The sequence below is a fragment of the Collinsella aerofaciens genome (assembly GCF_015548375.1).
GTDB lineage: Bacteria > Actinomycetota > Coriobacteriia > Coriobacteriales > Coriobacteriaceae > Collinsella > Collinsella aerofaciens_AB.
This window is the reverse complement of sequence record NZ_JADMWW010000055.1, coordinates 1-1,421: the sequence shown is the minus strand read 5'-3', so window position 1 is coordinate 1,421 and position 1,421 is coordinate 1. Positions and strand designations below refer to the sequence as shown.

Genomic DNA, 1,421 nt, shown 5'->3' with positions numbered 1-1,421 from the left:
GGCTCTGTTAGACCAGGATTGACATGCCGACCTGCCGGCTAACTCGCCGTCTCCCCGTCGGGCGCCGGCGTCTTGACCCTCATCTCGAACGGCATCCCGCCCTCCCGGACGAGCGCCCTGAGGAACGCGTTGACGGCGGTGGACATGGACAGGCCGAGCTCGTCCAGGATGGCCGTGGCCTCCCTCTTGACCTCCGGGTCGATGCGGATCGTCGTGGCCGGTATGTTCGACGGCATGGCCTCACCCCTCCTCGTGTATCGCGGTGCGACCATTCTACCGCCTCTATGCGGCGGGCGCGGCCCAGTAGTCCATGTAGGGCGGCTCCACGTTGAACATGTCGCGGACGCGGCTCCTGCAGACGCCGTGCGCGAGCTGCCGCGCGACCGTGCGCCCGGCGGCGCCGGAATCGGTCGCCATGAAGGTCCGGCACCACCTGAACCAGGCGAGGTAGGCATCGAGGTGCTTCGTCGACACGCCCTTGAACGGCTCCATGAAGGCGCCGAGGAGCGAGTGGACGGTGTTGATCCGGTTGATGGTTCCCCCGGAGCGGTCCTTGGGGTCGTAGGCCGCGTGCGCGGCGACCTCGAGCTCGGCGAGGACGCCGACGTAGGCGGCCGCCCTGTCGGTCGCGACGACCGAGCCGGCCGCGATGCGGCCCCTCAGCGCGTCCATGGCGCGCTCCCTCGAAAGGGCGCCCCGCCCCGTGACCTCGAGGAACGTCTCGTTCGAGTCGTTCACGCCGGTCATGACGCAAATCCGCTCGCGCGACAGCCCGCGCCTGTGCACCTGCTTGCCGCGGTGCCGGGAGGGGCGCGGCATCGTGAACGACCCCTTCGCGTGGTTGCCCTTGAACGACTCGGGGAAGTAGGTCTCGTCGAGCTCGCAGCCGCAGCCCCGCTCGACCCTGAACGAGGGGGAGTAGGCCGAGAGGCACTCGATCAGCCTGTGGCGCATGGTGTAGGCGGTCTTGAGGCAGACGCGGCAGCGCCTCGCGCACTCGCGCAGGGGCAGCATGAGCACGAAGCACTCGGCGTAGGCCATCCAGGTCTCCTTCGGGAGCCTGCTCGTCCCCAGGATGCGCTCGCTGCCCATGCCGAAGGTCCTGCCGCAGCCCCGGCAGAGGTAGCGCTGCTCGCCGTTCTTCGATTTGCCCTTCTTCACGACCGCGGCGGACCCGCAGCGCGGGCAGCGTTCGATTTCGTAGGCGGAGCCGGCCGCGTCGTCGAACGCCGCCGCGCGGATCACGTCCCTGACGGACTCGATAGCGCGGCGGCGCTCGGTCTTGCTGAGGTTCGCCATGCCCTTCTTGAAGTTGAGGACCAGGTCTTCGGCGTTCATGCTGCCCCCATCATCGCGGTCTACGGGGTCAAAGATATGGCACCGTGGGGACACATGTATGTCAATCCTGGTCTAACAGAGCC

General features: G+C 68.2%; 2 protein-coding genes. Both read right to left on the bottom strand.

What is annotated here, in order from left to right; all coding sequences use genetic code 11:
* Nucleotides 1–38: 38 nt before the first annotated feature.
* On the bottom strand, nt 39–236 hold the full coding sequence (locus tag I1969_RS10950; protein WP_118935480.1) for a type II toxin-antitoxin system RelB/DinJ family antitoxin: 198 nt from the start codon (nt 234–236) through the stop codon (nt 39–41).
* A 46-nt stretch (nt 237–282) separates the two neighbouring features.
* The gene (locus I1969_RS10945; RefSeq protein ID WP_229028406.1) at nt 283–1,338 is read right to left on the bottom strand and encodes an IS1595 family transposase; all 1,056 of its coding nucleotides are present in this window, start codon (nt 1,336–1,338) and stop codon (nt 283–285) included.
* Nucleotides 1,339–1,421 lie beyond the last annotated feature (83 nt).